Raw genomic sequence first — 23,167 nt, 5'->3', positions numbered from 1 at the left:
AAAAAATACTATTTTATATGAAGAGTATTGGATTGATACTAATAAACAGTATTGTTTTTTTAAAAAGAGTATTAATGAGTATTATACTTGTTTGAAAACGTTATATACACTTGCAATACTGATTTTGGCACGGTACTTGCTTTAAATAAAGGCATAAGGAGGGAGTACATAAATGAAAGAAATAGGAATCATATTAATAAGTCATGGGCATTTTGCAGAGTATGCAATGAAGAGTGCTGAAATGATAGTTGGGAAGCAAGAGAAGTATAAAATAGTTTCAGTTACTGATGATAAGGATTTAGAAAATGTTTTAGAGGAGCTTAGAGAAGCTTATAAAGAATTAAAAGATGAAAGAGAAATAATTATTCTAGCAGATATATTTGGAGGGACTCCATGTAACGCTAGTTCAAGAATGATATTAGATGGATGCGATGTAGTAGTGTATACAGGATTTAATTTACCTGTTCTATTAGAACTATTATTAAACAGAGAGTTACCAACTGAAGCAATTAAAGAAAAGTTAGAAGAGGTTTATAAAGAAACATTTATAGATATAAACAAGAAGTTATCAGTAAAAGAAGAAGAGGAAGAAATAGCTTTATAGAGAGTTTAAGGAGGAAATAAAAATGGGTGTTAAATTAGTAAGAATTGATGACAGATTAATACATGGACAAGTTTGTTCAACTTGGATTGGAGACTATGGCATAGAACAAGTCCTAATAATTAATGATAAGGTAAGCAAGGATCCAGTACAAAAATCAGTAGTAGGACTTGCAGCTCCAGCAGGAGTAAGAGTTTTAGTATTTGGTGTAGATCAATTTATAGAAGTATTAAAGAAGAATCCAATAAAGAAGGATACTTTGCTGTTATTTACAACATCAACAGATGTATTAAAAGTAGTAAATGGGGGATTAGAAATTCAAAAGGTAAATGCTGGAGGAATGAGATACAACGAAACTAGAAAGAGACTTACAAAGTCAATTTCAGTAACCCCTGAAGAAGAAAGTGCATTTAAAGAACTTATGGATAAAGGCATTGAAGTATTTGTACAAATGGTACCTAAAGATGACGTAGTATACATGAAGGATCTAATTTAAAATTTATAAATAAATTAATAAAGGAGAGGTTATTATGTTAATCAAAGCATTATTAGTGGCTGTTTGGGCAGGTATATGTGCATGGGACCAATATGGACCACATTTAGGTTTCAGAAAACCATTACTTGCAGGTGCAGTAACAGGACTTATTTTAGGTGATTTAACTCAAGGTCTTATAATTGGAGCAACATTAGAATTAATGTGGTTAGGAGTAAACAACGTAGGTTCTTATGTTCCACCAGATGTTATTTCAGGTTCAGTAGTTGGTGTAGCAATTGGTATTTTATCAGGCGGTGGAGAAGCAACTGGTGTAGCTGTTGCAATTCCAGTTTCATTATTAGTTCAACAACTTGATATGTTATGTAAAACTATCAGTATTTCTTTAGTACACAAAGCAGATAAAATTGCTGAAACAGGTGATTTTGATAAGATTGACAAGCTTCAATATATGGGTGGTGGCTTAATTTTCTTAAGTAGAGCAGTACCAACATTTATAGCTGTATTTTTAGGAGCAAGTGCAATTGACTCTATTATGGCAGCAATACCAGCAAGCGTAATGACCGGTTTAACAGTTGCATCAAAAGCAATTCCAGCAGTAGGTATAGCAATGTTATTGACTATGATGCTTAAAAAGAATATGTGGATGTTCTTAATACTAGGATTCACATTAACTGCATACTTAAATTTACCTACATTAGCATTAGCATTAATAGGTGCATGTTTCGCAGGTGTTTATGACTTAATAATGAACAATAAACAAAAAGAATCATCTGTTAATAAAGCAGCGACAGTATCTGTTGAAGTAGAAGAAGGTGTAGAAGGAGGCTGGGATCTATAATGGCTAACTTAATTGATAAAAAGGATTTAAAGAAAGTATTTTGGAGATCACAAATATGTCAATTCTCTCATAACTATGAAAGAATGCAAAGTTTAAGTACAGTTTATATATTAAAGCCAATATTTAAGAAGCTTTATAAAGATAAATCAAAAGAAGAAAGAGCTAATGCTATGAAGAGACACTTAGAGTATTTCAATACTCATCCAATAGCAATGCCTTTTATCTTAGGTATCGTAGCAGCAATGGAAGAGACAACAGATGAAGATCAAAAAGAATCAGTAATCTCAATGAAGACAAGTTTAATGGGTCCTTTAGCTGGTATTGGAGACAGTATGCTTAACTTCACATGGATGCCTATAGCAGGATCAATTGGTGCGGCATTCGCTTTAGATGGAAACATATTAGGTGCAATATTAATGTTCTTAATGATTAACTGTTTATACTTCCCGTTAAAGTATTATGGTGTAACTAAAGGTTATTCTAAAGGGATGGAAGTTTTAGGTGGAGAAGATAACGGAAAAGGTATATTTGACAGATTAGCAAATATGGCTAACGTTCTTGGAGTTATTGTTGTTGGTGGATTAATTGCAACAACTGTAAAAGTAACACTTGGTGTTCAGATTGCAGCAGGAGAAAATCCTTTAATGTTACAAGAAATGCTTGATAAAGTAATGCCGAACTTACTTCCATTAGCATTAACATTCCTTTGTTACTATCTATTAAAGAAATCTAACGGTAAGAATGCTGTTTGGGTAATATTCGGAGTATTAATAATAGCAGTATTATTGTCAATGGCTGGAGTTATAGTATAGAAGTAAAAGAATATGTGAACTTAAAAATTTAAGGTCACACCTAAAAATTATTGTAGACAAGCTGATAAGTATATTATTGCTTGTCTACAGTAATATGAATTAAAACTTAGTAAATTTGGAGGGGATTTTATATGAGAACAGTCGTAGTTTTAATGGATACATTAAAGAGAAATATGATGGAAGTCTACAATAATGAAACTTGGGTAAAGACTCCTAATATAACTAAATTCTCTAAGGAAGCAGTTACATTTGATAATCATTGGGTTGGATCTGCTCCATGTATGCCTGCAAGAAGAGATATACTTACTGGACGTTTGAACTTTTTAGAAAGATCTTGGGGACCAATAGAACCATTTGATATAACGCTTCCTAAAGTATTATCAGAAAAGAATGTATTTAGTCATATAGTAACAGACCATCCTCACTATTTTAGATTAGGTGGAGAGGATTATGTTCAACAATTCTCTACTTGGGACTTCTATAGAGGACAAGAAGGAGATCCATGGATATCAAAAATTGATGATCCATCATTTATGCCAGATGATTATTATGGAAAATTAAGAAGACAATATCAATGGAACAGAACAAAGTGGGAAAGACAAGAAGATGAATATCCAACTCCTAAGACATTTAATGCAGCCTGTGAATGGCTTGAAGATAATAAGGAACATGATGATTTCTTCTTGATGGTAGAAACTTTTGATCCACATGAACCATTTGATGTTCCAGAAGAGTATATGAAGATGTATGGTTGTGAATATGAAGGACCATATTTTGAAACACCAAATTATAAAGAAGTTGATGTGCCAGATGATGCCTTAGACTATATAAATAAGAGGTATGCCGCATTACTTACAATGACAGATAAACATTTTGGAAAATTAATAGATAAATTAAAGGCTCTTAATATATATGAAGATACTTTAGTTATAGTAACTACAGACCATGGATATTTCTTAGGTGAAAGGAATTACTTTGGTAAGAATTATATGCATATGTATAATGAGTTAGCTCACATTCCTTTATTAGTACATTTCCCAGAAGGAAAGATGGCAGGAGAAAGAGTGAATGTATTAACTCAAAATATTGATATTATGCCAACAGTTCTAGATTATTCAGGAGTAGAAATTCCAGAAGATGTTCAAGGAGCTTCGTGGAAACCAATTCCTGAAGGTAGAGAATATAACAGGGAGTATGCTTTATATGGTTACCATGGAATAGCAATGAATGTTACAGATGGTGAACATACATATTTTAGAGCACCTAATAAAGAAAATAAGCCATGCTTTGAATATACATGCATACCAACAACAATTAGAAAGTATTTAGGAAAAGGAAGAGAGAAGGAAATAGAAATGGGTAGGTTCTTAAAGAGAACAGATTATCCTGTTTATAAAATTCCAATAGAAAATCCTTCAATACTAGATAATGTTGATGATGCTTTGAAATATACTTCTGAAAGTAAGTTGTTTAATATAGTTGAAGACTATCCTCAAGTAAATCCAATAAAGGATGAAACTTTAGAAAACAAATATATTGACCTTTTAAAAAGAGGATTAGAAGAAATGGATGCTCCAAAAGAGCAATTTGAAAGACTAAATCTAAAATAGTAGGAGGAAAATTCGATGAAAGTAATAATTGCATCAGATAGCAAAAGTGTAGAATTTAAAAATGGTATAAAGGAAGACTTACTTAACAAAGGTTATGAAGTCATAGATAAAACAGAAGGAAAAGAAGTTGATTTTTATGATGCCTCAAATTTAGTATGTGAAGCAATTCTTAATAAAGAAGGGGTAAGAGGTATCGTAGTAGATGAATATGGTACAGGTTCCTTTAATGTGTGTGCAAAACATAAGTATATAGTATGTGCACAAGTAGCTGATGAACATTCAGCTAAGATGACTAGAGACCATAATAATACTTCAATAATAACAATGGGTTCTAAGGTTACAAGTTTAGAAATTGGAAAAAGAATTTCAGAAAAATTCGTTTCATCTGAATACTCAGGTGGAAGACATCAAATAAGAGTAGATATGTTAAATAAAATGGCATAGGAGGAAAAAGAAATGATTATATCAGTTGGATGCGACCATATAGTTACACATGTTAAAAATAGCGTAGTTGAGTATTTAAAATCAAAGGGGCATGAAGTTATAGATAATGGTACTTATGACCATGTAAGAACTCATTATCCAATATACGGAAAGGCTACTGCTGAAAAAGTAGTAAATGGAGAAGCAGATTTAGGAATAGTAATCTGTGGTACAGGAGTTGGTATAACTAATTCAGCAGCTAAGATTAAGGGAGCTAGAGTTGCTCTAGTAAGAGATGTTGAAACAGCAAGATATTCTAAAGAAGAATTAAACATAAATATTCTTGGTTTTGGTGGAAGAATTACTGGGATTGGATTAATGGAAAACATTATTGATGTATTCTTAGAAACTGAATACAAGCCAACAGAAGAAAACAAGAAGTTAATTGAAAAGATAGATAACATGATAGAAAAAGATTATGCAAATGGTGATGAACATTATTTTGATGAGTTCAATGAGAAGTGGGAAAGAGGAGAATATCACGATTAATATTTAGGGGGATAAAAATGAGTATACTATCAACAAGACAAATGCTTTTAAATGCACAAAGAGATGGATATGCTGTTCCAGCATTCAATATACACAATCTGGAGACATTACAAGTAGTTGTAGATACAGCTGTTGAAATGAGATCACCAGTAATAATTGCGGGGACACCTTCAACAATTGAATATGCAGGTGCTGAATATATAAATGCAATGGCAGAAGTAGCAGCCCATAAATATGATATTCCAATAGCAATTCATTTAGATCATTTTGAAGATGTAGAGGCTATAAAGAGTAATATAGATATTGGATTTAAATCATGTATGATAGATGCATCAAAGCTAGAGTTTGAAAAGAACATTGCTAAGGTTAAGGAAGTAGTAGATTATGCTCATAAATTTGATGCTACAGTAGAAGCAGAACTTGGAAAATTAGGTGGACAAGAAGATGACTTAATTGTAGATGAAAAAGATACAATGTATACAAACCCTAATGATGCAGCAGAGTTTGTAAAGAGAACAGGAATTGATTCTTTAGCAGTAGCTATAGGGACAGCTCATGGATTATATAAGGGTGAACCTAAACTTGATTTTGAAAGATTAAAGGAAATAAGATCAAAAGTAGAGGTTCCACTAGTTTTACATGGAGCCTCAGATGTTCCAGATGAATTGGTAATGAAGGCTATTTCACTTGGAATATGTAAGGTTAATGTTGCAACAGATTTAAAGATTCCATTCTCAGGTGCATTAAAGGAATACTTCAGCCAGCATCCAGAAGCTAATGATCCAAGAAAGTATATGACTCCTGGTAAAGAAGCAATGAAGAAAATAGTAGAACATAAGATACAAATTTGCGGTAGTGCAAATAGATATTAATAGAATAGGAAGTTAGATATGATATTAGTAGTAAATTTAAATGCATCTGTTGATAAAAGATATGAAATGAAGGAGCTTGAAAAAGGAACTGTAATGAGGGCTTTTAAGGTTGAAAACACACCTGGAGGTAAGGGAATACACGTTGCCAATGTAGCTACTATCTTAGGCGAAGAATGTATTGCAACAGGATTCTTAGGTGGAAAAACTGGTGAATTTATTGAAGAAAAGTTATCTGATTATAATATAAAGAGTGATTTTATAAAAATAAATGGTGAAACCAGAGAATGTTTAGCTATAATTACAGAGGATTTAGATCAAACTGAAATATTAGAACCAGGACCGGAAGTTTCTATGGAAGAACAAAATAAGTTCTTATTAAAATATAAAGAGTTAATAAAGAGCAGCAATATTATTGTTGCTTCTGGTAGTGTACCAAGAAATATTCCTAAAAGTTTCTATGGTGAATTAATTAGTATTGCTAATAAAAACAACAAGAAGTTTTTATTAGATACAAGTGGAGAACTTTTAGTAGAAGGTATAAAATCTAAGCCTTTCTTTATTAAACCTAATAGAGATGAAATAGAGGCATTAACAGGTAAAAGAATAGAAACTGATGAAGATGCTATTGAAGAAATTATAAAGTTCCAAGAACAAGGAATAGAATTTGTAGTTATTTCTCTTGGAAGTAAGGGCTCAATAGCAGGTTATAAAGGAAAGTTTTATAAAGTAATTGTTCCTAAAGTAAAAGCTGTAAATCCTGTTGGGTCTGGCGATTCTTATGTTGGTGGCGTAGCTGTTGCCTTAGAAAGAGGCTATGATATAGAAGATATATTAAGATATGCTTCAGCTTGTGGTACAGCAAATTCTATGGAAGAAGAAACAGGATTCGTTAGAAAAGAGGTAGTGGAAGATTTATTTAAAAAAATAACTGTAACTTTGAATAAATAATATTAAATAAAAGTGATTGCTTAAATGTTCAGTATTTATTGATTAAATTTAGATTCATCTTTAGTATTAGCGTAAAAACATGTATTAAAGATGAATCTTTTTTTGATAATTAAGAGTGTAATTATAGGATTGGTTGTAAGTCTATAATTATATAACAAAAAATAAGGAGATGAAGAGGTTTGAGAAAGAAGAGAATATTAAATTTATTGTTATCGTTTACTTTGATTGTATCATGTGTTTCTCCCATATCAGTGGTTAGCGCTAAGAATATTAAGGAAGATGTAAACATTGAAAAAAACTTAATAGGATATTGGGATTTTAATGAAGGAACACTAACTAACAAAGCAAATAGTGATAAGAATGGAGAGCTCATAGGTAAAGGAATATCTATTAAAGACTCAGATATGGGAAAATCCCTTTACTTTGGTAGTGATTCTGATAGTTATATGAAGGTTCCTGAATTTATAAATACTGGTGCGAAACCATATACCATATCAATGTGGTACAAGTATGATGAGAATGTAACAACTCATAATAATACTGTATTAGCTCAACAAGATGGTAATGGTAGATCGTTACTATTATTAACTTCTACTAATAAATATAGAAGTTTTGTTAATGCACAAAATGTAGATAGTAATACAGATGTAGATATAAGTATTTGGCAACATGTATCAATGACAATAGATCCAGAATCTAATAAAATAAAGTACTATATAAATGGTAAATTTGACTCGGAAAAAGATGCAGGAAATAATAAAGTAGATGCATTAACAAGTTTATTAATAGGAAGGCATAAAAATGGTGGAAAAGATCCAGACTCAATGAAAGGGGAAATAGATGAGGTCCGTGTATATGATAGAATCATAAATGATAGTGAAGCAAAGGCTATATATGAATCAGTAAAATCACCTAATAAAACAATTGAAGATAATCTAATAGGACATTGGAACTTTGATGATGGAAATGTAGACAACTTAGTTGGAGATAAAGATGGAAAATTAATAGGTAATAATGTAGCTATAGGAAAATCAAGTAACGAAGAGTTGGGGAATTCATTAATCTTTAATAAAGGTAATGATAGTAGTCTAAAGATTGATAATTTCATTAATACAGGTAAAAATCAATATTCCTTCTCTTTGTGGTATAAAACCGGAGAAGTTAGTAAAGATAACCATACAGCGTTACTACAACAAGGGGATGCTGGAAGATCTTTATTAACACTTCGCCTAGATAATAAGTATGGTTCATATGTTAATGGTGCAGATGTTTTATCCACTAATACAGTAACTAAGGGAACTTGGCAAAATGTTATTATAACTACTGATCCTAAGTCAAATAAAGTTAAGTATTACATTAATGGAGAACTTGATGGGGAATATGATGCTGGAGATAACTCAGTTGATGAGATGACTAGCTTAATAATAGGAAATCATAAAAATCCTAATGCAGAAAATCCACAACAATTTGTAGGAGAAATAGATGAAATTAGGGTATATGACTATGCAATTGGTAAGGATATAGCAAAAGAAATATATGAAGATAAAGTAGATAAAAACGTAAAATTAAAATTAAATCCAAATGAAGTTGAACGTTCAATTGATCGTGCTACTTTTGGAATTAATCATAGATATTCATTTAATGGATATGGAAGCTTTGACTCTGAAACAGGAAAGATGAGGGAAGACTTTACAGAACTTTATAAAAATGCAAATTTTGGTTCTCTAAGATATCCAGGTGGTACTATCTCAAATTTATTTAGATGGAAAGACTCTATAGGAGATTCATCTAATAGAAAAAATCAAATTCATGGATTCTATAGTGCAGCTAAAGGAATAGAGCCTAACTTTGGATTAGGAGAAGTAGCTACATTTGCTGATGAAAACAATTCTGAAATAGTTTATGTATATGGATTAGGTAGAGGTTCAGCACAAGATGCTGCAGACTTAGTTGAATATCTTAATGCTGAAGTAGGTACAAATCCAAATGGGGGAATCGAATGGGCAAAGGTTCGTGAGAAAAATGGACATCATAATCCTTATAATGTAAGATTCTTTGAAATTGGTAATGAAATGAACCAAGGTGGAGTTGATGGATCAACTTCACAAATGTATTGGACTGCTTATGATGGAAAAGCTCTAGATCATTATATTAATGGTGGAACTATAAATATAACAAAACAAGAAGTTGTAGAACCAGAAGAATGGAATGCATCAACAGCTAAGAGTAATGGTGAACCTAACCAAGTTAAGTATATGAGATATGCTAATACAATACCGGGTAGAGGAAGTGATACTCAAGAGGATTATAAAAAAGATGAATTTACGGCAGTAAAAAAAGACTCAGTGCATGTATATGTTAATGATGTTGAATGGACTGTAGTAGAAAATATTAAAAATACTGGTGCTGAAAATGTAGTGGAAGTTAATTACTTTAATGGGGAACTATTATTTGGTGATGGAGTAAATGGAAACATACCTAAAGAAGGTGCTACTATAAAAGTATCATATACAGTTGAAAAAGATGGATTTATCCAAGTGTCACAAGCAATGAGAGATACAATTAAGCAAATAAATGAATTATCTGGAACTGATAAAGAAATTCAGGTATATTCAAGTTTTGAAACAGAAGGTTTTGTAAAAACTATGAATCAAAATAATTATAATGATTTATATGATGGTTTAACTATACATCCATACTCAGGTACTCCAACAGGTTCAGGAGAAGATTTCTATGACTCTGCAATGAAGCTAGCAGATAAAAATGGTATTGCTCATGTTCAGAAATACGTTGATTTAATGCCAGAAGGAAAGGTGCCTGTAATTTCTGAATTTGGTATATTTAGATCTACCAATCCACTATTAAGATCTCAGACACATGCTGTATATATAGCTAAATGTTTAATGGAATATGTGAGATTAGGTAGTCCATATATTCAAAAACATTGTTTAGTAGATTGGTACAGTGAAGGTGCAGATTCATTAGGACCAACACAACAAGCTGTAATACAAGCAGTACCTCAAGAGGGCGCTGATACATCAACAGGTGAAGGTAATTATAAGTTTTTCTCAACACCTTCTGCCCATGTATTTGAAATGTTAAATGGAATGTTTGGTAATGAGATTATAAGTAGTAACTTCAGTTATATGCCTAAGTTTGCTAGTACTGTTGATGTATTCAATGCATTAGCCAGTAAGGATGAAGAGGGTAATATTTATTTAGCTGTAGTTAATCTAGATAAGAATGAGAAAAGAAATATAGAAGTTCAAGTTGATGGTGTAGACTTAACTAATAAGGTGGTTGATGTGCAGAAGCTTGCTGGAGATTCGTTTAGTGAAGAAAATACTTTAGATAATCCTAATAATGTTGAGATAGAAAAATCCAAATTTGTAGTAGATAATGAAGGTATGAATTTAGAATTAGATCCTCACTCATTTACTATACTAAAAATAAATAACAAAGAAGAAGTGAAAGCAGTTGATAAATCTAAATTAGAAGAGTTAGTTAAAGCTAGTGAAGCTAAGAATGAAGGTGATTATACAGCAGAAACATGGGCAGTATTTAAAAATGTTTTAAGTGAAGCAAGGTTAGTTTTAAATAACTCAGATGCAACTCAAGAGGAAGTTGATAATATAGTTAATAGTTTAAAAAGTGCTTTATCTAATTTAAAAGAGATAGAGAAAGAAATACCAAAAGATGAAGATAATAATGGAGGTAAAGAAGAGAATGATAATGAAGGTAGTAATCCACCAAAAACTGGAGATGTATCTTCACCTATTATGGCCTTGGCTTCAATACTTACATTAAGTGGAGTATATTTATTTAGGAATAAAAAACATAAGTGATTATAGTAATACCTAAATAATTATATTAATAAATTTTAGCGATTCTAGGTATTTATTATTTAAGTATTCGCTTGGAATTGGGCTATTGGAGACTCTCCAGTAGCCTTTTTTAGTTACAATAAATATTAAAATAAGGATTGTTAACATTTTTTATATTGTAAAAAATTATTAATACTATTTTTATTGGATGTAATGGTAATATATATAAATTGTGCAATAGAAAAGTTGGTTTGAAAGAAAAAGTTGAGTGGAGTTACTCCCAACTTTTTTTCATTACATGATTATAGTAAAAGCAGATAGCACTATCAATAATTGTATTCATATAGATATTGTAGTCAGAACTAGTACCTTTAATTTGATTAAGCTTTATTAGTGTGGATTTTCTAAAAGAATAAGATCTGCGGACTTCAAAAAGTTTTCCATCAATAGAAGGGGGAATACCATTTGGTTGAGTTGTATGTCTATTATTTTCAATAGGTAGTGGAGTAAATTTTATTTTAGTGACAGGTTGAGTCTCCTCTTTTTTCTTTTCAAAAACTGTGTTCTCTTCTTTAGCTTCATCAGTAAAACAAAAATTAGAAACATTATCTTTACATGGTGGAACGTAATCTGTAAAACAGATTTCATCAATTGGTTCTTCGTAATATAAATCGTCTTTGGACATTACAAATTCTTTTTTTTTCTTGCCATTTCAAACCTCCAAATTTTTTTCTATAAATTTTATATGCAGAAAGATAAGTTGTTAAGTTTTTAACAACTTAACGAGAAAAGAAGAAAAGAACTTAAGAAGTTATAGTAAAAATGCGGATTTGAAGGTTTTTTTGTGAGATGAATTCTAAAAGTGCATATATTTTGTTTGAAAATAATTTTGTGAGGGATTTATTATGGAAGATAAAATTAAATTGAGAGTTGATAAGTATATCGAAGAAACAATAAAGGTTGTTGGAAATTTTAAATTTTAATTAGAAAAGACCTGGAGCAGTTCCAGGTCATAAATATTGCAAGTGATTTTTATTTTATTGATTATACTTCCATTCATGTTCAATATGTGAGCAAAAGTCAAATAAATTATATCTATTAGGAACATCTTCAATATTAATAATATCTTCAGGATATATTCCATCCCAAGGAGAAACGGTTACTATACTATTGCTATATATTTTTATTACATACTTTGAATCATCAAAGGTAATCTTTAATTGATATGGTTCTTTTTCTTCTGGAATAGTTCCATCAGTTTTATAGTTATCTTTAGATAGGGAACGAATAAAATTTTCTATAATATCGTTATCCTCTTCCTTATTAATAGGAACATTTTTATAGAAGTTAGTGTTGAATAATTCTATAGAATACTCTTCATCATTAAGAAGTTTTGAATAAATTTCTTTAGTGTAAAAATCAGGAGAGGATTTTTTACTAAAGTTTATGTATTTAGGATCATTAAAGGAACATCCTTGTAACAAAAGTGATAGTATAAGAAAAGTGTATATTGTAAATCTCTTCATAAGAAAACCTCCATAACATAAGTAGTTACTATATAAACTTATTCAGAATAATAGTTATTTAGAACAATACATTCATAATGAATTAATATTAGAAGAAACCCAAGGAAATCCTTGGGTCAGGGTGTCGACAAAATCGACACCCTTTCATTTTTTTGATAAAATATCACCGGTGATATTTTATGATGACAAGAAGAGATATAGATAACAGATTACAAATTGAATTTAATAGTGTAGATGCATTAGTTCCTGAAAATCATTTGATTAGGAAAATTGATGCAGCTTTAGACTTTAACTTTATATATGATGAAGTTGCAGAGTTATACTCTGCGTTCGGCGCGCCAAGCATAGATCCAGTAGTTTTAATAAAAATTGTTATGATTCAGTATTTGTTTGGAATACCTTCAATGAGACAAACTATAAGAGAAATTGAAGTAAATATAGCCTATAGGTGGTTTATTGGATATTCATTTACTGAGAAAATACCTCACTTTTCCACCTTTAATAAGAACTATGAAAGAAGATTTAAAAATACTGATTTATTTAACAATATATTCACTGAAATATTGGAACAGGCTAATAAGCATGGGTTCATTGATTTATCTGAGATATACATAGATTCAACGCATATAAAAGCAAGTGCAAATAAGAAGAAGTATACTAAGAAAGAAATTGATGTTGAGGCAAAGAGATACCAGGAAGAATTAGAAAAAGAAATAGATGAAGATAGAAAAAATCATGGTAAAAAACCTTTAAAGAAAGAAAATAAACCTACCGAAACGAAAGTTGTTACAGAAAGCAATACAGATCCAGATAGTGGTATGTTTTTTAAGAATGAAAAAGAGAAATGTTTTGCTTATTCTGCACATACAGCATGCGATAAAAATAATTACATATTAGAGTTTGATATTACTGCTGGAAATGTGCATGATAGTGTCGGCTTCATTGATTTATATAAAAAATTAAAAGATAGATTTTCTACTGATGAAATCATAGCTATAGCTATGGATGCGGGATATATTACACCATATATTTGCAAAGAATTACTTGAAGATAATATTTTACCATCACTTCCATATAAGCGTCCTATGACTAAAGATGGATTCTTTAAAAAGTATGAGTATGTTTATGATGAAGCTAATGATTGTTATATATGTCCAAATTTTAAAATATTGAAATATAGCACTACAAACCGAGATGGATACAGAGAATATAAATCAAATCCATGCGAATGTAGTAAATGTCCTTATTTAAATAAATGTACTAATAGTAAAAATAACCAAAAGGTCATTACTCATCATATTTGGCAGAAGTTTATTGATGAAGCAAATCATCTTAGACATGATAAATATGTAAAATCGGTATATAAAGCTCGTAAAGAAACAATAGAGAGAGTTTTTGCAGATGCTAAAGAAAAGCATGGTATGCGTTATACACATTTAAGAAGCTTGGCTAAAATTACTATGGAGGTCACGCTTATTTATGCATGCATGAATCTGAAGAAAATGGCAAACCGATTATGGAAAAGGCGTGATAGCTATCGCTCCGATAGCACATTTAGTAACTGTATTATAAAAATTTACTCTTTAATTTTAAATTTAATTACAAAAAGCATTTTCTCAAACTTGAGAAAATGCTTTTTGTCTACAATCTGACCCAAGGAAATCCTTGGGTTTAGTTTTTTTTAGGCATAGGAAAGTATAAAATCAAGCAAAATAAGTATCTATTCTACTTTTTATAAGCAAGATTTTCCTTCATTCTTTGCCTTTGAAATTAAGAAGCCTACAGCAAGTAACAATAAGTCTCTTATTTCGCTTAGACCAGATAAAGATGGATCAAGATGCATCCAATTTGTTATAAATAATGCAGCTAGACAAATGATTGCAACTAGGCCGCCAGTGATAGTTTGAATTTCTTCATGACCAAATTTACTAGGTATACAATGTTTTCCAAACACATATCCAAATATGGATGAAAGAATAGATTTTATAGCCATGTTATTTTCTGGAAAGTTAGTGCTTCCCAAAAGAGTTGAAATAACCATATTCATAAGACATGCAAATCCAATAAATAATATTATTTTTGTTGAAGAGCATTGTTTATTCCATAAGGCAATTAGTTTTTTTATATCCTTCATATAAAATCACCTCTATAACATAATATGTAGTTATGTAACATGTGCCACAAATTTATAGTATTTAGTGATATTTATTAATATTAGAGAGTAATATAAACTGAAGTCTTAGCTTCAGATAAGTTTCTATCTGGTGGAAGTGCTATAGTGGATGGCCATTAGATAAACTAGCATTAATATATAAGGAGGAGAAGATGTTAGTAATAGCTACAATAGGTCCTAGCACAAATGAAAAACTAATATTAAGAGATATTATTGATAGTGGAGCTAACATGATAAGATTAAATTTTTCTCATGGTAGATTAGAGGAGTTTGAGGAAAAAGTAAATATTGCAAGAAGTATAAAAAGTGATATCGAAATAATGCAAGATTTGTCAGGAAGTAAAATAAGAGTGTCTGATAAGTTGCCTTATATAATTAAGCTATATCATGGAGAAGAAGTATTTTTTTGTGGAGAGGATTCCTATAAAAAGAGAGGACATAATTTCGCCTTTGGTAGTAAAAAAGTAATTCCTTTAAATATTTCCAAGAATATATTAAACACCAATAAAATAAGAAGTTTGTCTATGAAAGATAATACAATGCTTTTTGAGGTGTTAAATAAAACAGAAGATTTGATTAAGGTTAAAGTTATAAAAGGAGGAGTAGTAAGGGCAGGGAAAGGATGCAATATAAAAGGTATAAATAGAAGTAAGATACCATTATCAGAAAAAGATAGAAGTGATATTTTATGGGGGATAAATCATAATGTGGACGTAGTATGTCAGTCTTTTGTTGAAAGTCCTAGTGATATTAAGAAGGTGAAAAGTTACATTAAAGAAGTAAATATGAATTTTAATCCTAAGATATGGGCTAAGGTTGAAACTCCTATAGGTGTAAAAAATATTGAATATATATTAAAAGAAGTAGATGGAGTTGTAATAGGAAGAGGTGATCTTATACCAGAAAGCAACATAGAAGATACACCAATATATGAAAGTAAAGTAATTGAATCATGTGTGAAAAATAATAAAGAGGTTATAGTGGCCACTCATTTATTAAATAGTATGAAAAATGGTAGAAAACCAGAATTGCCAGAAGTAGAAGGTATATATAATTTTGTTAATTCTGGGGTAAGTGGCTTTTTGTTAGCTGGTGAAACTTCAATTGGGAAGGTTCCTATAAAGACAGTGGATTTCTTAACTAAGATAATAAAAAAGTATTCAAAGGAGTAAGTATGAATAAAAAGAATGATAAAGCATATTTGATACCAGTATTATGGTTTTCTTTGGGGGGTATAATTTTTTATACTCTATATAGAGTTATAAAATTATTTGTTTAGTTTAACATTATATTCAAAATTATATGTGTTAAATATAGAAAATGGTATATATAGTGAGAAATTTAATACAGTTAATGAAATTTATGTAAAAATGGTGTAGAATTTATATATGGTATACAAAGGAAAGTGAGGACGATATGAATGAATATTGAGAATCTAAGAAAAACAAAGTCATTAAAAGCTAAGTTACTAAAGAGAATATTACCATTTGTTATAATTGGTAGTGTGGTTATTTCTTTACAAGGATTACTTATATCTAAAAAAAGTACAATTAATACAAATGCGAAATTAATTACTCAAATTTCTAATCTTGCAGGAGAGTCAGTAAAAAGTATTATAAAATCCAACCTAGAATCTATTGGAAGCATGGCTGGTAGCTCAGTGTTGGTAAATGAAGAAATACCTTTAATTGAAAAATCAAAGGTGTTAAAGCTTGATTCTGAAACTAAAGGTGATATTGAGATAGCATACATAGATTATAGTGGACAAGCAATTTTCTCTGATGGTACAAGAAGAGATATGAGAGATGAGTCGTTTTATCGTTTATGTATGACAGGAGAGAGATATTTTTCAGATATATATAGTGAAGAAGGACAAGATGTAATAGATTATGCAGTTCCAGTTAAGAATGAAAAAGGTGTTTCTATTGGAGTGCTTTATGTAAAAAGGAGTGCAAACGATATAAAGAAAAGTGTTGAATCTTTGCAGGTATTAGATTCTGGAAGAGTATATTTACTTAATTCAGATAAAGATATAATTGGTTATGGATCAATGCTTCAAAATGATAATGGAATGTTAGCTATAAAAGATAGATTAAAAAATGATGAAAGTGGAACAGAGCAAATAACTATTAATGGAGTAGAGAAATTTGTCACCTATGGAGCAATTTTAGGTACTAACCTATCTCTAATTATAAGTTTAGATAATAATGAAGTTATGTCTGCTAATATATTAGCAAGGAATACTAGTATTATAATATCCTTGATTGTACTTATTGTAATAACGTTAAGTATAGTGATTATTGCAAGACAAATTACAGGACAAATAGAGTCTGTGGAGTCTATATTAAATTCTTTATCTAAGGGAGATTTTACAGAGAATATTTCAGATGACCATTTAAGTGATAAGACAGAAATTGGATCAATGTATAGAGCTCTTTCTATCACACAAGAATCTATGGGGAATATGGTTAAAGACATTTCTAAAAGTACAAATAGAATAGATGATAATGCTTCAAGTTTAGCTGCTGTATCAGAAGAGCAAAACTCTATAACTGAAAGCATTGTTAATTCTATAGAGGATGTTGCATCTGGTGCAGCAAATCAAGCTTCTAATTTATCAGACATACTTAAAGAGTTAGAATCCTTTAGTATAAAAGTAAACTCTATGACTAATTCAGTAAATGAGATTAATAAATCAGCATCTTTAGTAGGTAATAAGGCTAGCGATAGTAATTTAGAACTTAGTAATTTAGTTTCAAATATAGACCAGTTCAATCAAACCTTTGAAGAATTTATATCATTAACTAAAAATATGACTGATGAAATTAGTAAAGTAAATGAGATGACAGGAATAATTAATAATATAGCAGAGCAAACAAATCTTCTAGCATTAAATGCAGCAATAGAAGCAGCTAGAGCAGGAGAAGCAGGAAAAGGGTTCGCAGTTGTTGCAGAAGAAGTTAGAAAGCTTGCAGAGGAAAGTCAAAATTCAGCAGGGGTTATAAATAGCATGGTAAAATCTATATTAATGAGTACAAAAGATATCGTTAATAATACAGATTTGATGAAGAAGGAATTAAATAATCAAGGAAATATAGTTAATGGAACAATTAAAGTGTTTGAAGAAATTAGTGAGGCAGTAGATGGAATTGTGCCTCAAATAGAGAATATGACAGATGAGTTTCATGAGATAACAAGAAGTAAAGAAGAGATAATAACAAGAGTAGAAAATATATCTTACGTATCAGAAGAAATGTCAGCTACAGCTGAAGAAGTAGCGGCATCTTCTGAAGAGCTTAATTCTGCTAGTAATGAAGTATCAGGTGCAGCTCAAAATCTTACTGAGCTTACTTCAACATTAAAGTTAGGAATATCAAAATATAAGTGTTAAAAACTGCCTTTTGGCAGTTTTTTTATGTAAATGAATAAATTATAAGTAGGTGGATAGACTTAAAAATAAAAACTTGGAGGGGACATGAAAGATAATATTAAAAGGATTTATATATGTTTTTTTTCTTTTTTTCTAATATATTTAGTTTATAAGATGAGTACTTTATTGTTAAAGATGGGATTAGATAGTGCAGCCACTGAAATATTTTACATAATAGTTTCTCTATATTTAGGATATAGCTTAATACGCTATATGCAGTATAAAAAGTCATATTCTTTTGATGAACTGGAACTTTATAATAGAGTTAATAAAATATTTAGCAAAATAGAAGGTAAGGTAACTCCGCTTCAAGGTATTACTTTAAAAAAGGATGAAGTAAAAGGAGAATTAGACAGTATAGTTGTAACCTCAAAAGGAGTATTTAATATTGTATCTTGCAGTTATATAGGAGATATAAAAATTAAAGAAGATGGTAACTGGTATAAAAGGGATAGAAGAGGAGATTACATGATTAGTTCGCCTATAAATAAAATAAAGAAGAATAGGGAAATTCTATCTAAGATATATAATGAAGAAGAAATAGTTGATGTAGTGTTACTTTTAAGTGATTATATTGAAATTGAGGGAGAAGAAAATTTCTCTGTAGCAATAGTTAAAAATGATGAATTAAACGATTATATAAATGATTATGAGATAGAAGATGAATATGATGAAAGTGGACTATATGATAAATTATATGTAACAATCGAAAGTGAAAAAGATTTAGATGGAATAAAGTCTAGTTATAAAAAATATATAGATGCAAAACTGCAATTTAGAAGTAGATTAGCAGCTGTATCTATATTTACAATTCTATATATACTAAATATTATATATAAGTAGTTAAGTGCGGAAAATTTATACTTAAAAAACATAATTACTGAAATCAGTTACAAATTGCAGTAACATGTCACAAAACCTTCAACAAATATATTATTTTCATTTAAATATGATATTCTAAGTGTAGAGAAAAAAATATGGTAGGAGGAATGGTTTTATGAAAAAAGATGGAATCAAAATTGTTACTATAGGTGGAGGATCAAGTTATACTCCAGAATTAGTTGAAGGGTTTATAAAAAGATATAATGAACTACCAGTAAGAGAATTATGGTTAGTAGATGTTGAAGCAGGAAAACATAAGTTAGAAATTGTTGGGGAACTTGCTAAGAGAATGGTTGAAAAAGCAGGTGTTCCAATGGAAATTCATCTAACTTTAGATAGAAGAGAAGCTCTTAAGGATGCAGATTTTGTTACTACTCAATTAAGAGTTGGATTATTAGATGCAAGAATTAAGGATGAAAGAATTCCATTAAGTCATGGACTTATAGGTCAAGAAACAAATGGTGCTGGGGGAATGTTTAAAGCACTTAGAACAATTCCAGTAATCTTAGATATAGATAAGGATATGGCTGAATTATGTCCAAATGCTTTCTTAATTAACTTTACAAATCCAGCTGGTATGGTTACAGAAGCTTTATTAAGATATGGTAAAAACAAAAGAGTTATAGGTCTTTGTAATGTTCCAATAAATATGGAAAAAGCAGCAGCTAATATGTTAGGTGTTGACCATAGCAGAATAAGAATGGACTTCGTAGGATTAAACCATATGGTTTATGGTAAAAAGATATTCTTAGATGGTTCAGATGTTACAAACCAAGTAGTAGACGCTATTGCAGATGGAAAAATGGGAGCAATAGTTAAAAATATTAAAGACTTTGAATGGGATGCAGATTTCATAAAATCATTAGGAATGATGCCATGTCCATATCATAAATATTATTATGAAACTCAAGAAATGCTTGAAAGTGAATTAAAGGAATTTGCTAAAGGCGAAACAAGGGCAGAAGTAGTCAAGAGATTAGAAGATGATTTATTTAAACTATATGATGATCCAAATCTAGACATTAAACCACCACAATTAGAAAAGAGAGGTGGAGCATTATATTCAGATGCTGCATGTAGATTAATAAATTCTATCTACAACGATAAGGGAGATATACAACCTGTAGATTGCAGAAATAATGGTGCAATTGAAGGTCTTGATGATGATTCAGCTGTAGAAGTTTCTTGTGTTATAACTAAGGAAGGACCAAGACCACTTGCAATGGGTAAATTACCTCTACAAGTTACAGGGTTAGTTCAAGAAATCAAGAACTTTGAAAAGTTAGTAATAGAAGCAGCTGTAACAGGAGATTATCATACTGCATTAATGGCAATGTCAATGAATCCACTAGTACCTTCAGATAAGATGGCTAAAATCTTATTAGATGAATTACTAGTAGCTCATAAGGATTATTTACCACAATTTAAGGATGAAATAGATAAGATTGAATCAGCAAAATAATAGATTTTTAAAAGAAGACTTGAAATTTAAGTCTTCTTTTTTGATTTACTAATCTACATAATACTTGTTATAATAATAGATAAGTATTTGAAGATGAGGTTTATTATATATGTTTAATTATGAGAATATTGAGAGTTTAAACGATTTAGAGTTATCGTTATATAATTACATAATTAAAATTAAAGACAGAGTAGTGGATATGACAATTAGAGAAGTAGCTAGTGAAGCTCATGTTTCAACTACAACTGTTTTAAGGTTATGTAAAAAGCTAGGATTTGATGGATTTTCAGAGTTTAAAATTAAACTTAAGCTTAACTTTGAGGAAGAAAGATTAAGTAAAGTTAGTGATGAAACTAGTGAGTTAATTAATTTTCTTCAATGTGTTGAAAATAGTAAATTAGATAAAAAAGTAGAAGAATTAAGTGAAATGATGAAAAAGGCTGAGAATATTATTTTTATTGGAAATGGTACATCAGGAGTGCTAAGCCAGTATGCTGCTAGATTTCTATCTTCTCTTGGCAAGTTTGCAGTTTATATGGATGATCCATATTTTCCAATGAATTCAAAGTATTATGAAAATAGTATGGTTATAGCTTTATCTGTATCAGGTGAAACTAGAATAATAATTGAGTTTATAAATAAACTTAGAAGTGAAGGATGTAAGATAGCTAGTATAACTAATACTGAGGATTGTACAATAGCTAAGATATCTGATATTAATTTAGCATATTATATTAAGGAGTCTAAGGTTGGGAATAATAATATAACTTCTCAATTGCCTGTAATATATATAGTTGAAAGATTAGGAAAAAAAGTTATGGATAAAAAAATAATATTATGATTGATTTTAATAAAGTCATATGCTATAATAATTTATGTTGAAAGAACTTAATATAAAGAATTTCATTATGATAAGTACAATTTCTCCTTTAGAAATTATATGAGTCAATATTGGATCTTTAAAAATTTTTAAAAGGAGGAATTTCAATATGCAAGATAAAGTAATCGTATGTAAAGATTGTGGTCAAGAATTCACTTTCACAGTAGGTGAACAAGAATTCTACAAAGAAAAGGGATTCGATAACGAACCAGTTAGATGCCCAGCTTGTAGAAGAGCTAGAAAGCAACAAAACAACAGAAGATAGTTTTGTTAAGTTAAGAGCTAATTTTATTAGCTCTTTTTTTGTTGTCTAAAATTAGTTGATAATGAATATAATTTGATTGACAAACTATTTTTGACGTGATAATCTAAAACAAATAGTATCTAAAACTACATGTTTTAGACTTGCAAAGACGGAGGGGAATTATGATTAGAATAGTTACAGATTCATCAACTTTATATTCAGTATCGCAAGGAAAAACAAAGGGAATTAATATAGCACCATTGTCGGTAACAATTGATAATAGAACATATAAAGAGTTTGAAGAAATACAATCAAAAGAATTTGTTGAAATAATAAAAGAAGGGCATTTACCAATGTCTTCACAGCCATCTATAGGAGATGTGTTAGAAATATACAACAGTTATCCAGATGATGAAATTATAAATATAACTATGGCAGATGGATTGTCTGGAACTTATAATTCTGCATGTATGGCTGCGCAAATGTTAGACAATCCTGAAAGAGTTTCAGTAATCAACTCAAAGACTCTATGTGGGCCACATAGATACATTATAGATATTGTGGTAAAATTAGTAGAGATGAATAAAACAAGATTAGAAATAGTGGACATAGTAAATGAGATGATAGAAAACTCAAAATCATTTTTAATGCCAAATGATTTTGATTACTTAGTAAGAGGAGGAAGACTTTCTCCTTTAGTTGGTAAGGTAGGAAAGGTAATGAAGTTAGTGCCTGTAATGACACTAACTGAAGACTGTAAAAAACTTACTAAATTTGCTACTAAGAGAACTTTTTCAAAGGGAATAGAAGCAATATGTAAATCATTTATAGAATCAGGTGTAGATGAGAGATATAAGATTTATATAACACACGGATGCGCTGAAGAGTTAGCAAATAATGCGAAAAAGATAATATTAGATAATATTCCTAATGCAGATGTGGAATTATTTGAATTATCCCCAGTGTTTATAACTCAAGGTGGGCCGGGATGTTTAGCAATTCAAATGATTAAAAAGTACTAAACTTAAATAAAGAAGGGATGGATTTATGAAAAGTGATAAGAAAAAAGAGATTGTGGAGGAACTTTTAGACTATCATTGTCCAAGATATTCTGAATTACCTAATATCCCTTTATATAAGGATCAAGTAATTGTATATATTGAGGAAGCATTATCTGCTTTAAATATTAACAAGGATGAAATGTTACTTACACCAACTATGCTAAATAATTATGTTAAGCATAAGGTGCTACAGCCTCCAGTAAATAAAAAATATGATAGAAATCATTTATCATATTTAATTGTTTTATGTGTATTTAAACAGGTTTTTAGTATTTCTGAAATATCAGAATTAATAAAAGTTCAAATAGGAACTTATGATGTTGAAGAAGCTTATGATTATTTTTGCATTGAACTAGAGAAGACTATTAAGTTTGTTTTTGCTTCAAATGGTGGTTCGGAGCAAAGTTCTGCTCAAAAGGTTACAAGAGAATCTGAACTTGTTAGGTCTGCAGTGTTATCTGTTGTTAACAAAATTTATATTCAATACTATTTAAAAGAAAGAACTCTTAAACAGGAATTATATTAATGAAGAAAAC

Annotated in this window: 22 protein-coding genes; 19 read left to right on the top strand and 3 right to left on the bottom strand. The window is 30.0% G+C overall.

The genetic code is table 11. From position 1 onward, the window contains the following. Window positions 1-172: 172 nt before the first annotated feature. From G594_RS0100355 to G594_RS19425, 10 genes are all read left to right on the top strand, one after another. Window positions 173-604, top strand: coding sequence for a PTS sugar transporter subunit IIA (locus tag G594_RS0100355; protein ID WP_027096728.1), 432 nt, complete (start codon window positions 173-175; stop codon window positions 602-604). A gap of 22 nt (window positions 605-626) precedes the next feature. Further along, complete coding sequence (locus tag G594_RS0100350) at window positions 627-1,097, top strand: PTS sugar transporter subunit IIB (protein WP_027096727.1); 471 nt, start codon at window positions 627-629, stop codon at window positions 1,095-1,097. 34 nt (window positions 1,098-1,131) lie between these two features. Then, entirely contained in the window at window positions 1,132-1,935 is an 804-nt protein-coding gene (locus G594_RS0100345) for a PTS mannose/fructose/sorbose/N-acetylgalactosamine transporter subunit IIC (RefSeq protein WP_027096726.1), read from the top strand. Beyond that, window positions 1,935-2,747 carry a PTS system mannose/fructose/sorbose family transporter subunit IID gene (locus G594_RS0100340; RefSeq protein WP_027096725.1) on the top strand — a complete coding sequence of 271 codons (813 nt, stop codon included), beginning with the start codon at window positions 1,935-1,937 and terminating at the stop codon, window positions 2,745-2,747. Before G594_RS0100345 ends, G594_RS0100340 begins: the two co-directional genes overlap by 1 nt. A gap of 131 nt (window positions 2,748-2,878) precedes the next feature. Then, window positions 2,879-4,357, top strand: a complete 1,479-nt coding sequence (locus tag G594_RS0100335) for a sulfatase (RefSeq protein ID WP_027096724.1) — start codon at window positions 2,879-2,881, stop codon at window positions 4,355-4,357. A gap of 15 nt (window positions 4,358-4,372) precedes the next feature. Further along, a complete protein-coding gene (lacA, locus tag G594_RS0100330) occupies window positions 4,373-4,801 on the top strand; it encodes a galactose-6-phosphate isomerase subunit LacA (RefSeq protein WP_027096723.1) in 429 nt (142 codons plus the stop codon). 12 nt (window positions 4,802-4,813) lie between these two features. Continuing rightward, window positions 4,814-5,329 (top strand): galactose-6-phosphate isomerase subunit LacB, encoded by a 516-nt coding sequence (gene lacB / locus G594_RS0100325; protein WP_027096722.1) that lies wholly within the window; start codon window positions 4,814-4,816, stop codon window positions 5,327-5,329. A gap of 17 nt (window positions 5,330-5,346) precedes the next feature. Continuing rightward, the gene (locus G594_RS0100320; RefSeq protein ID WP_027096721.1) at window positions 5,347-6,201 is read left to right on the top strand and encodes a tagatose bisphosphate family class II aldolase; all 855 of its coding nucleotides are present in this window, start codon (window positions 5,347-5,349) and stop codon (window positions 6,199-6,201) included. 18 nt (window positions 6,202-6,219) lie between these two features. Further along, window positions 6,220-7,149 (top strand): 1-phosphofructokinase, encoded by a 930-nt coding sequence (gene pfkB / locus G594_RS0100315; RefSeq protein WP_027096720.1) that lies wholly within the window; start codon window positions 6,220-6,222, stop codon window positions 7,147-7,149. Between the two features lie 179 nt (window positions 7,150-7,328). Next, on the top strand, window positions 7,329-10,994 hold the full coding sequence (locus tag G594_RS19425) for a LamG-like jellyroll fold domain-containing protein (RefSeq protein ID WP_051195860.1): 3,666 nt from the start codon (window positions 7,329-7,331) through the stop codon (window positions 10,992-10,994). 253 nt (window positions 10,995-11,247) lie between these two features. Here the strand turns inward: G594_RS19425 and G594_RS19420 are convergent, their stop codons facing one another. Further along, a complete protein-coding gene (locus G594_RS19420) occupies window positions 11,248-11,658 on the bottom strand; it encodes a hypothetical protein (RefSeq protein WP_051195859.1) in 411 nt (136 codons plus the stop codon). A gap of 352 nt (window positions 11,659-12,010) precedes the next feature. After that, window positions 12,011-12,499, bottom strand: a complete 489-nt coding sequence (locus tag G594_RS0100300; protein ID WP_027096719.1) for a DUF4883 family protein — start codon at window positions 12,497-12,499, stop codon at window positions 12,011-12,013. Window positions 12,500-12,678: 179 nt separating this feature from the next. On the opposite strand from G594_RS0100300, the gene G594_RS0100295 reads away from it, so the two are divergent. Beyond that, window positions 12,679-14,151, top strand: coding sequence for an IS1182 family transposase (locus tag G594_RS0100295; protein WP_027096718.1), 1,473 nt, complete (start codon window positions 12,679-12,681; stop codon window positions 14,149-14,151). 80 nt (window positions 14,152-14,231) lie between these two features. Here the strand turns inward: G594_RS0100295 and G594_RS0100290 are convergent, their stop codons facing one another. Further along, window positions 14,232-14,633 (bottom strand): hypothetical protein, encoded by a 402-nt coding sequence (locus G594_RS0100290; protein WP_027096717.1) that lies wholly within the window; start codon window positions 14,631-14,633, stop codon window positions 14,232-14,234. Between the two features lie 191 nt (window positions 14,634-14,824). Here G594_RS0100290 and G594_RS0100285 point away from each other — a divergent pair, with 191 nt between their 5' ends. The 8 genes from G594_RS0100285 (at window position 14,825) to G594_RS0100245 (ending at window position 23,157) form a co-directional block, all read left to right on the top strand. Further along, window positions 14,825-15,844, top strand: a complete 1,020-nt coding sequence (locus tag G594_RS0100285) for a pyruvate kinase (RefSeq protein ID WP_027096716.1) — start codon at window positions 14,825-14,827, stop codon at window positions 15,842-15,844. A gap of 248 nt (window positions 15,845-16,092) precedes the next feature. Next, window positions 16,093-18,063: a methyl-accepting chemotaxis protein gene (locus tag G594_RS0100275; protein WP_027096715.1), complete on the top strand. Its 1,971-nt coding sequence runs from the start codon at window positions 16,093-16,095 to the stop codon at window positions 18,061-18,063. Between the two features lie 84 nt (window positions 18,064-18,147). After that, window positions 18,148-18,945: a nuclease-related domain-containing protein gene (locus tag G594_RS0100270; protein WP_027096714.1), complete on the top strand. Its 798-nt coding sequence runs from the start codon at window positions 18,148-18,150 to the stop codon at window positions 18,943-18,945. Window positions 18,946-19,099: 154 nt separating this feature from the next. Next, entirely contained in the window at window positions 19,100-20,446 is a 1,347-nt protein-coding gene (locus G594_RS0100265) for a 6-phospho-beta-glucosidase (RefSeq protein ID WP_027096713.1), read from the top strand. Between the two features lie 109 nt (window positions 20,447-20,555). Then, entirely contained in the window at window positions 20,556-21,287 is a 732-nt protein-coding gene (locus G594_RS0100260) for a MurR/RpiR family transcriptional regulator (protein WP_027096712.1), read from the top strand. A 148-nt stretch (window positions 21,288-21,435) separates the two neighbouring features. Further along, a complete protein-coding gene (locus G594_RS0100255) occupies window positions 21,436-21,591 on the top strand; it encodes a zinc-ribbon domain-containing protein (RefSeq protein ID WP_027096711.1) in 156 nt (51 codons plus the stop codon). A gap of 161 nt (window positions 21,592-21,752) precedes the next feature. Continuing rightward, window positions 21,753-22,592 (top strand): DegV family protein, encoded by an 840-nt coding sequence (locus G594_RS0100250; RefSeq protein ID WP_027096710.1) that lies wholly within the window; start codon window positions 21,753-21,755, stop codon window positions 22,590-22,592. Window positions 22,593-22,617: 25 nt separating this feature from the next. Next, complete coding sequence (locus G594_RS0100245; protein WP_027096709.1) at window positions 22,618-23,157, top strand: DUF1836 domain-containing protein; 540 nt, start codon at window positions 22,618-22,620, stop codon at window positions 23,155-23,157. The last annotated feature ends 10 nt before the right edge of the window (window positions 23,158-23,167 follow it).

Origin of the sequence: Clostridium paraputrificum AGR2156, assembly GCF_000424025.1 — a bacterium.
GTDB lineage: Bacteria > Bacillota > Clostridia > Clostridiales > Clostridiaceae > Clostridium > Clostridium paraputrificum.
The sequence above is the reverse complement of the archived record's forward strand: the minus strand, read 5'-3'. Positions and strand labels throughout refer to the sequence as shown.